The organism is Roseateles sp. (assembly GCF_046300915.1).
Taxonomy (GTDB): domain Bacteria; phylum Pseudomonadota; class Gammaproteobacteria; order Burkholderiales; family Burkholderiaceae_C; genus Kinneretia.
In genome coordinates this window covers 1-8,904 of the sequence record NZ_JBKCLH010000104.1, presented here as the reverse complement: position 1 = coordinate 8,904, position 8,904 = coordinate 1, and the positions used below count along the sequence as shown (strand labels likewise).

Here is an 8,904-nt window from a genome sequence, read left to right as displayed (position 1 = left end):
TCCCACGGCCCCCAAGCCCTTTGCCGAGATCATCAAGGACGCCAAGCAGCAAAACGGTCTCTTCCCCATCTGGCGCAAGGACGAGAAGGTCTGGCTGGAAATCCCCAAGGCCATGCTGGGCAAGCCCTTCCTGTTCACGGCCAACACGGCCAATGCGGTGGGCGAGCGCGGCCTGTATGCCAGCGAGATGATGATGGACATGATGGCGGAGTTCCGCCTGGTGGGCCGTCAGGTGCAGCTGATCGCGCTTAACAACAAGTTCCGCGCCGTGGCCGAGCAGGGCAGCAAGACTGCCATCGAGCAGGCTTTCTCGCCCAGCCTGCTGGCTGCGGCCCCCGTGGCCAGCGCCGAGCATCCCGAGCGCAAGTCGGTGCTGGTGGACGCCTCGGCCCTGCTGTTTAACGACATCCCCGGCTATTCCACCCGTCTGGAGATGGCCTACCGTCTGCCCTTCGCGCTGGACAAGGCCAACTCGTCCTTTGCCGCCGCCCGCGCCGACGAGGGTCTGAGCACCCTGACGGCCCGTGCGCACTTCGCCACGCCGCGCATTCCCGCGCCGCCCCTGACGCCGCCGCCGGCTCCGGTGCCCACACCGCCGCAGTCCACGCCCGATCCGCGCAGCCTCTTCGTGGACTTTGTCTACAACTTCCTGGCCCTGCCCGAGCAGCCCATGGCGCCGCGCCACGCCGATCCGCGCCTGGGCCACTTCATGGAGAGCTTCACCGATCTGGGCGGTGATCTGAAGGCCAACCCGCGCGTGCACTATGTGCAGCGCTGGCGCCTGGAGAAGAAAGATCCGGCCGCGGCCCTGTCCGAGCCGGTCAAGCCCATCACCTTCTGGATGGACAAGAACATCCCGGTGAAATACCGCGCTGCGGTGGAGGCCGGCATCCTGCAGTGGAACCTGGCTTTCGAGAAGATCGGCTTCAAGAACGCCGTGGTGGCCAAGCAGCAGCCCGATGATGCCAATTGGGACAATATGGACGCAGGCCACGCCTCCATCCGCTGGTTCGTGGGCGCCGATGTGGGCTTTGCCCGCGGCCCCAGCCACACCGACCCGCGTACCGGCGAGATCCTGGACGCCGACATCATGATGAGCGATGTGTTCGCGCGCGGTTCGCGCCGCTTCATCGCCGAGGATCTGGGCGTGAGCAGCGAGCAGCGCCTGGCCCAACTCAGCCAGGGCTGGCGCCATGGCGGCGACAGCCATGCCGCCTTCTGCAACTACGCCGTCGGTGCCGCCTCCGAGATGCACTTCGCCCTGGACCTGCTGGAAGCGCGTGGCGACATCGCGCCGGACAGCCCTGAGGCCGAGGCCTTCGTCAACTCCGTGATCCGCGACACCATCGCGCACGAGGTGGGCCACACCATCGGCCTGAAGCACAACTTCAAGGCCTCCACCACCGTGACCCAGGCCCAGCTCAAGGACCGGGCCTGGACCGAGGTGAACAGCATCTCCAACTCGGTGATGGACTACAACGCCTACAACCTGCCGCTCAAGGGTGAGGCCAAGACCACCATCAACCCCACCACCCTGGGGGCCTATGACTACTGGGCCGTCGAGTACGCCTACAAGCCCATCGCGCCCGAACAGGAGAAGGCCGAGCTGGCCCGCATCGCCGCACGCAGCACCGAGCCCAAGCTGGCCTACGCCGACGACGCCGACGCGGGCGGCTTTGGCCCCTACGACGGCTTCGATCCCCTGGCCAACCGCTTTGACCTGGGCGACGACCCGCTGGCCTACTACAAGAAGCGCCTGAAGCTCTCGCAGGAGCTGTGGGAGCGCGTGCAGGCTCGCAAGCCTCAGCTGGGTGACGATCCGCTGCGCCAGCGCCGCCAGATCCTGGCGGGCTTCCGCCAGCTCAATGGCGCGGCCGAGTTGGTGGGCAAGTACGTGGGCGGCATGCATGCGCTGCGCGATCTGCCCGGCACCACGGGCCGACCCAGCTTCCGTCCGGTGGAGCCGGCCAAGCAGCGCGAGGCTCTGCAGTTCATCACCACGGGCCTGATGAGCGCCGACAGCTTCCGCTTCAAGCCCGAGCTGCTGTCCTCCCTGACCCTGGACTACAACGAGTGGGACCGCGGCACGCCGCTGAACATTCCGGCCGTGGTCTGGGGCCTGCAGCGCGTGGCCCTGGATCGCCTGCTGAGTGCCGGCACGGCCTCGCGCATGCTGGACCTGAATGCCTATGTGAAGCCCGAGCAGCGCAAGGGCATGATCTCGCTCAACGAGGTCTATGCCACCCTGCAAGGCGCGATCTGGAGCGAACTCAAGACCGGCAGCGAAATCGACCGCCTGCGCCGCACCCTGCAGCGTGAGCATGTCAAGCGCCTGCAGACCCTGCTGACCAAGGGTTCGCCGGCCCTGCCGGCCGATGCCCTGAGCCTGCTGCGCTACAACGCCACCCAGCTGCAGACCGAGCTGCGTGCCGCCGTGGCCAAGGGTGGCCAGTCGGTGGAGACGCGCGCGCATCTGGCCGAGAGCCTGAGCGCCCTGAGCGAGGCTCTGCGCGCCACCATGAGCCGCAGCTGAGCGGATCGCTTCCGTCCCTGAGAAGAAAGAGGCGCATGCCCAAGCAAGCACACAAGAGCAAGGGCGGCGCCTGGCGCCGCCATTCCCTGCATGCCCTGAGCACGGCCCTGCTGGCCCTGTGCGCGGGCGCGGCCCAGGCGCAGACCGCGCCCGCCACGGCACCGGGTGCCGCGGGCGGTCCGGCCCCCGGCGCCGCGGCGCCTGCGCGGCCGGGCGCCGATCCTACGGCGCTCAAGCCCTTTGACGAGGTGATCAAGGGCGCCAAGGCCAGCGAGGGCCTGTTCCCGATCTGGCGCCTGGACGAGAAGGTCTGGATCGAGATCCCGCTGGCGGCCCTGGACAAGCCCTTTCTGTTCACCGTCAACTACGCCAATTCCATTGGTGAGCGCGGGCTGTATGCCAGCCAGATGGGCCCCGGCTGGATGGCCAGCTTCCGCCGCGTGGGGCGCCAGCTCCAGCTGGTGGCGCACAACGAGAAGTTCCGCGCCGTGGCGGACCAGGGCAGCAAGCTGGCCATCGAGCAGGCCTTCTCGCCCAGCCTGCTGGCCGCCGCGGCCCAGGTCAGTGCCGAGCATCCCCAGCGCAAATCCATCCTGATCGAGGCTGCCAGCCTGCTGCTGGCCGACATTCCGGGCATGAGCACGCGGCTGGAGGCCGCCTACCGCCTGCCCTATGCGGTGGACCGGGCCAACTCCAGCTTTGCGGCCGCGCGGGCCGATGCCGGCCTGTCCACGCTGACGGCGCGCCTGCACTTCGCCACGCCGCGCATTCCCGCGCCGCCGCTGATGCCGGGCGCCCCCGCGCCGCAGCTGCCCCAGGCCGTGCCGGACCCGCGCAGCTTCTTCCTGGACTATGTCTACAGCTTTGCGGCCTTGCCCGAGCAGGCGATGGCGCCGCGCCTGGCCGATCCGCGCCTGGGGCATTTCACCGAGTCCTTCACCGATCTGGGCGGCGACCTCAAGGCCAATCCGCGCGTGCACTACGTCAAGCGCTGGCGCCTGGAAAAGCAGGACCCGGCGGCAGCCCTGTCCGAGCCGGTCAAGCCCATCACCTTCTGGCTGGACAAGAACATCCCGGTGAAGTATCGCCCGGTGGTGGAAGAGGCCATCCTGGAGTGGAACAAGGCGTTCGAGAAGATCGGCTTCAAGAACGCCCTGGTCGTGAAGCAGCAGCCCGACGATGCCGACTGGGACAATATGGATGCCGGTCATGCCTCGGTGCGCTGGTTCCTGGGTGCCGATGTGGGCTTCAATATCGGCCCCAGCCGCGCCGATCCGCGCACGGGCGAGATCATGGACGCGGACATCGGCTTGAGCGATGCCTTCGGCCGCGGTGCGCGCCGCCTGCGCGTGGAAGACCTGGGCAAGAGCAGCGAGCAGCGTCTGGCCGAGCTCACCGGCGCCTGGCGCGGCGAGGCCGAGTCGGCCTACTGCAGCGATGCCACGCTCAGCGCCATGGAGGCCGAGTTCGCCCTGGAGCTGCTGGAGGCGCGCGAGGAGCTGGCCCCCGACAGTCCCGAGGTGGAGGCCTTTGTGCGCTCCACCATCAAGGGCACGATGATGCATGAGGTGGGGCACACCCTGGGCTTGAAGCACAACTTCAAGGCCTCCACCACCATGAGCCTGGCCCAGCTCTCGGACAAGGCCTTCACCGACGCCAACAGCATCGCCAACTCGGTGATGGAGTATGTGCCCATCAATCTCGCGCTCAAGGGTGAGCGCCAGGGCGGCTACCACCGCTCGGCCCTGGGCCCCTACGACTACTGGGCCATCGAGTACGCCTACAAGCCCCTGGCGCCGGAGCAGGAAAAGGCGGAGCTGGCGCGCATCGCGGCGCGCAGCACCGAGCCGGCCCTGGTCTATGGCGATGATGCCGATGCCGGCACCGGCGGCATCTATGACGGCATGGACCCGCTGGTCAACCGCTTCGACCTGGGCGACCAGCCCCTGGCCTACTACAAGAAGCGCCTCAAGCTCTCGCAGGAGCTGTGGGAGCGCGTGCAGGCTCGCAAGCCGGTGGCGGGTGAGGATCCGCTGCGCCAGCGGCGCTCCCTGCTGGCGGGCTTCACCCAGCTGGGCACGGTGTCCGAGCTGAGTGCCAAGTATGTGGGTGGCATGCATGCGCTGCGCGATCTGCCCGGCACCACCGGCCGCCCGGCCTTCACGCCGGTCGATCCGGCCCAGCAGCGCGAGGCCCTGCAGTTCCTGGCCAGCGGCGTCTTCAGCAGCGCGAGCTTCCGCTTCAAGCCCGAGTTCCTTAGCAGCCTGACCCTGGACTACAACGAGTGGGAGCGCGGCGTGCCGCTGAGCATCCCGGCCGCCGTGTCCCGGGTGCAGCTGGTGGCGCTGGACCGCCTGCTGAGCCCCGGCACGGCCACCCGCCTGCTGGAGCTGCCCGCCTATGTGGCGCCCGAGAAGCGCAAGGGCCTGATCTCGCTTCACGAGGTCTATGCCACGCTGCAGGGCGCGATCTGGAGCGAGCTCAAGAGCGGCAGCGAGATCGACCGTCTGCGCCGCCATCTGCAGCGCGAGCATCTCAAGCGCCTGCAGGCCCTGCTGACCAAGGGCTCGGCCAGCCTGCCCTCTGATGCCCTGAGCCTGCTGCGCCACAACGCCAGCCAGCTGCAGGGCGAGTTGCGCGCGGCGGTGGCCAAGGGTGGCCAGTCCGTGGAGACCCGCGCCCATCTGGCGGACAGCCTGAGCGCGCTCAGCGAGGCGCTGCGCGCCACCATGAGCCGCAGCTGAGGCCGCCGCGCGGCATCGCGCTGCGCAGGCCGGTGTGCTTCAGGCACGCCGGCCTTTTTTTCTTGTTCAGCGCTCGCTGGCGACGATGGCCCACATGGCCATGAACATGGCCGCGATCAGCGGGCCGATCACAAAGCCATTGAGGCCGAACACGCTCATGCCGCCCAGGGTGGAGATCAGCACCACATAGTCTGGCATCTTGGTGTCCTTGCCCACCAGCAAGGGGCGCAGCAGGTTGTCCACCAGGCCGATGACCAGCACGCCGTAGGCGATCAGGGCCAGGCCCGAAGCGACTTCGCCCGTGGCCAGGAAGTACAGGGCCACCGGGGCCCAGACCAGGCCGGCGCCCACGGCCGGCAGCAGGGACAGAAAAGCCATCAGCACCGCCCACAGCACGGGCGCGTGCACGTCCAGAAACCAGAAGGCCAGGCCGCCCAGGGCGCCCTGTACCGCGGCCACGGCGATATTGCCCTTGACGGTGGCGCGGATCACGGTGGCGAATTTCTCGCCCAGCGCACCCTTGTGGCGGTCATTCAAGGGCAGTGCGCGGCGCAGCAGGGCCAGCAGTGCCTCGCCATCGCGCAGCAGGAAGAACATCAGATAGAGGCTGATGACGAAGCTGACCAGGAAGTCGAAGGTGTCCTGCCCCAAGCCCAGGGCCTTGGAGGCCAGGAACTGGCTGCCCTGGTTCAGGGCGGCCACCAGCTTCTGCTGCAGCACCGAGAGATTGCCTACGCCCAGGCGGTCCAGCAGCTGGGTCAGCCAGGCGGGCAGCGCGTCATAGAGCTGCTGCAGATGGGTGCTGAAACTGAAGTCGCCCGACTTGCTGCGCGCATACAGGCTGGCGGCCTCCTGGGCCAGGGACAGGCCCACCAGGATCAGGGGCAGGATGACCAGCAGCAGGATGACGAGCACCGAGATCAACGCGCTCAGGGTGGGACGTTGCCCGCCCAGGCGCCTGTGCAGCGCCTGGTTCATGGGGGCGAAGACCAGGGCCATGGCCGTGCCCCAGAGCAGGGCGCCGAACAGCGGCAGCAGGATCCAGGCGAAGGCCAGGCTGACGGCGACGAGGATCAGCACGAAACAGCGATCGCGCAGGGCGGGGTGGCTGTCCGGCTCATGGGTGTTCGGCCCCGGTGTTGGCGCTGGCGGGCTGGCCGGGACCAAGGGCTGGGCGCGAGGGGGGCGGTGCTTGCGGGGCTGCTGTGACATGGTGGCCGCATGGTAGCGGCAAGTGCGGCCCGGGCCGCGAACCGCACCCGCGGCAGAGGCTCAGCCGCGCGGCAGCGTGACGCGGCGCTGACGGCGCGACCAGGCCATGGCAGCCAGAGCCGCCAGACCCAGGCCCAGGCTGGCGGGCTCGGACACGGGGGTGCTGCCGGCCTCGATGCGGTAGTAGCCCTTGGCGGTGATCACTTCGTCAAACAGCGCAAAGCGGGCCAGTGAGGCGTCGTCGCCGCCATCGCCCAGGCTGAAGCCGGGGTAGCCGCCCAGGCTGCCGCTCAGCCCCATCAGGCTGCCTTGGCGGAACACCGCATTGAGGGTGCGGCTGGGGTTGATCTCGATCTCGTAGCTCAGGATGCTGAAACTGTATTGCTCCACGCGGATCAGCTGCTCATCCAGGCTCTTGTCCACCCGGCTCAGGTCCAGCTCGAAACTGCCGCTCAGGCTCTTGCCGAGATAGCTGGCGGTGTCCACATGGTCATAGGGCGAGTTGGCCTCGTCGATCTTGCCGCTCAGCGTGAACAGCGAGGCCTGGGCCTGAAGCGTCGCCAGCATCAGGGCGGCAGCGGTGCCGAAGCGGCGAAGAGCGAGGGATAGAGTGGACATGCGGTTTCTCCGAAGTATGGGCCGTGATGCGAGGCGGCGCCGATGGCATCCGCTGGCCACTTGCTGCGGCCATGCCGCCAGCCTAGGGAGTGAGCGTTGACGCAGCGTTGAATGCCGCCGCTGGTCGAATGTCCGCGGAGTCGGCGGCCAGGGTGGCCGCTTCGCGGCCATCGGCCAGGGTGGCCAGGCCGTTGAGGCGGCGCAGGCGCAGGGCCAGGCCGCGTCTTTGCAAGGGACCAACCGCTTGCCAGGCCAGGCGGCTGTGCTGGGTGCGCAGCAGCAGCAGCTCGGCCTGCATGCGGCGCGCTTGGCGCAGGCTGCGTGCCAGATCGCGGCGTACGACGGCCACCTCATGGCCCAGGCCCGCCCCCGCCAGGGCACGCAGACGCCAGAGCTCGGGCAGCAGATAGTCTTCCTGGCGCTGATGGGCCTTGGCCAGGGCCTGCTCCAGGCTGTCCAGGGCCTCGGCATGCCGTCCCAGGGCCAGCTGGGCGTCGGCCAGCATGGACAAAAAGGTGGCCTCGGTGCTGGGCATGGCGACCGCCGCCATGGCGGCGGCCTGGCGTATCGGGGCCAGGCCCGCCGCATCACCTTGCACCGCCTGGGCCCAGCCGCCCACCAGACCGGCCACGGCCTGCCACAGCACCATATCGTGCGCCAGGGCCAGGCGCCGCAGCTCCTCGGCACGGCGCAGGGCCAGCACGGGCTGGCGCAGGCGTTGATGCATCACGCCCACGGTGGCCAGCGCGTAGGCCTCGGTATGGGCGTGGCGCAGGGCGCGCGCCGCGACCAGGGTCTGCTCGGCCTGCTGCAGCGCGGCTTCCGCCCGCCCCTGCAGGGCCAGCACCCAGCAGCGCAGACCGCCGGCCGTGATCCCGCCGTGTTCACCGAAACGGCCCAGCAGGGCGCTGGCATTGAGGCCGCGCGATTCCTGGGTCGCGCGCTCCAGCCAGCGTCCAGCCTCGCTCAGTCGACCCAGGAAGAGCAGGTTGTTGCCCATGGCGTAGGCGGCCTGCACCGCGGCTGCTGCATCCCCCTGTGCGCGGGCCTCCTGCACCAGCCCCTGGGCCTGTCGCAGGGCCAGGGGGCGCTCGGCGCCCGGCTCGGCGGGCTCGGTGCCGCTGCGACTGCCCAGCCACAGGCCCCACAGTGCCTGGAAGCGGGCCGCCGGCTGAGCCGCGGCACCTGCCAGGGCACGCTCGAAGCACTGGCGCGCGCTGAGCGAGCCATAGCCTTCGGTGGCCATCAGGGCGAAGCCCAGGCCCAGCTCCAGGGACGGCGCAAGTTCTTCCGGGGCGGGGGCGCCCGGCAGGGCCAGGGCCTTGAGGCCCTGGCGGAAGTGGTGGCAAGCCTCGACATGGGCCGACAGCGCCGCGGCGTGGCGTCCGGCCAGCAGCCAGTAATGCGCGGCCCGCGCGTCCTCGGCCGCCATCAGCTGCGCGGCCAGCAACTCGGGCGCCTCGGCACCCAGGCTGGCGAAGGGGCCGCGCAGACCTTCGGCCAGGCGCTGATGCAGGGCTCGGCGCGGGCTGGGGGCCAGGGATTGGTAGGCTGCGTCGCGCAGCAGGGCGTGGCGGAAACGCCAGCCCCCGCCATCGGCCTGCAGCAGGCCGGCATCCAGCAACTCCTGCAGCAGGGCACTTTGAGTCGGGGTCGGCTCCCCGGGGTGCAGCCATTGCAGCAGGGCGGGTTCGAAGTGGGTGCCAATCACCGCCGCGGCCTGGGCCAGCTGGCGAGCGGCCGGCCCCACGCGCTCCAGCCGCGCCGCGAGCAGATCCCAGAGCCGGACCGCCATGC

General features: G+C 69.5%; 5 protein-coding genes. 2 read left to right on the top strand and 3 right to left on the bottom strand.

The window, feature by feature from the left end; genetic code table 11:
- Both ACK5F2_RS07855 and ACK5F2_RS07850 read left to right on the top strand, forming a co-directional pair.
- Positions 1–2,533, top strand: a 2,533-nt coding sequence (locus tag ACK5F2_RS07855; RefSeq protein WP_409863935.1) for a zinc-dependent metalloprotease, incomplete at its 5' end; no start/stop codon positions are given.
- Positions 2,534–2,568: 35 nt separating this feature from the next.
- A complete protein-coding gene (locus ACK5F2_RS07850; protein ID WP_409863934.1) occupies positions 2,569–5,277 on the top strand; it encodes a zinc-dependent metalloprotease in 2,709 nt (902 codons plus the stop codon).
- A gap of 66 nt (positions 5,278–5,343) precedes the next feature.
- On the opposite strand, the gene ACK5F2_RS07845 is transcribed toward ACK5F2_RS07850, so the two are convergent.
- From ACK5F2_RS07845 to ACK5F2_RS07835, 3 genes are all read right to left on the bottom strand, one after another.
- Positions 5,344–6,489 carry an AI-2E family transporter gene (locus tag ACK5F2_RS07845; protein WP_409863932.1) on the bottom strand — a complete coding sequence of 382 codons (1,146 nt, stop codon included), beginning with the start codon at positions 6,487–6,489 and terminating at the stop codon, positions 5,344–5,346.
- Positions 6,490–6,549: 60 nt separating this feature from the next.
- Positions 6,550–7,107 carry a PEP-CTERM sorting domain-containing protein gene (locus tag ACK5F2_RS07840; RefSeq protein WP_409863931.1) on the bottom strand — a complete coding sequence of 186 codons (558 nt, stop codon included), beginning with the start codon at positions 7,105–7,107 and terminating at the stop codon, positions 6,550–6,552.
- Between the two features lie 82 nt (positions 7,108–7,189).
- Positions 7,190–8,904, bottom strand: a 1,715-nt coding sequence (locus ACK5F2_RS07835; protein WP_409863930.1) for a hypothetical protein, incomplete at its 5' end; no start/stop codon positions are given.

Excerpts from the sequence above, each read along its gene's own strand:
- ACK5F2_RS07850 (WP_409863934.1), top strand. The coding sequence starts at position 2,569 with ATGCCCAAGCAAGCACACAAGAGCAAGGGCGGCGCCTGGCGCCGCCAT.
- ACK5F2_RS07845 (WP_409863932.1), bottom strand. The coding sequence starts at position 6,489 with ATGTCACAGCAGCCCCGCAAGCACCGCCCCCCTCGCGCCCAGCCCTTG.
- ACK5F2_RS07840 (WP_409863931.1), bottom strand. The coding sequence starts at position 7,107 with ATGTCCACTCTATCCCTCGCTCTTCGCCGCTTCGGCACCGCTGCCGCC.